The sequence below is a fragment of the Bacillus zhangzhouensis genome, assembly GCF_000715205.1.
In the GTDB taxonomy this organism is placed as follows: domain Bacteria; phylum Bacillota; class Bacilli; order Bacillales; family Bacillaceae; genus Bacillus; species Bacillus zhangzhouensis.
Genome location: NZ_JOTP01000095.1, coordinates 1 through 305, shown reverse-complemented (window position 1 = coordinate 305; position 305 = coordinate 1). Strand labels below are relative to the sequence as shown.

The 305-nt window shown below is 38.0% G+C and carries 1 protein-coding gene; it reads right to left on the bottom strand.

Annotation, left to right across the window (positions count from 1 at the left end):
- Positions 1-43: 43 nt before the first annotated feature.
- The coding region (locus tag BA70_RS19010) for an HK97 family phage prohead protease (RefSeq protein ID WP_034325306.1) at positions 44-305 on the bottom strand (262 nt) is incomplete at its 5' end.

Genomic DNA, 305 nt, shown 5'->3' with positions numbered 1-305 from the left:
TAAAGCAATTATATATTTCCTAATCATATAACTCAAAAAAGCCTTACTCTGGAAGGTCAAGGCTTAATAGCTCCAATTCAATTTTTAAAGTTTCATCTGTTGGTGTGCTTCGTTGTTCTTTCATTTCTTCTACTTTCTCTAAACTGCGGGCACCTACCACAGCTTCGGTATCGCTATAAGCTGGTGTCGTTACAAGAGATATGTCATAAATGCGGTGAATGTTGTTTATTCTTCGTTCGTATATGTCTTCATCTTCATTTATGCGCCACTCGTCAGGTTCTTCGCCGTTGTAATCCAACGAAAAG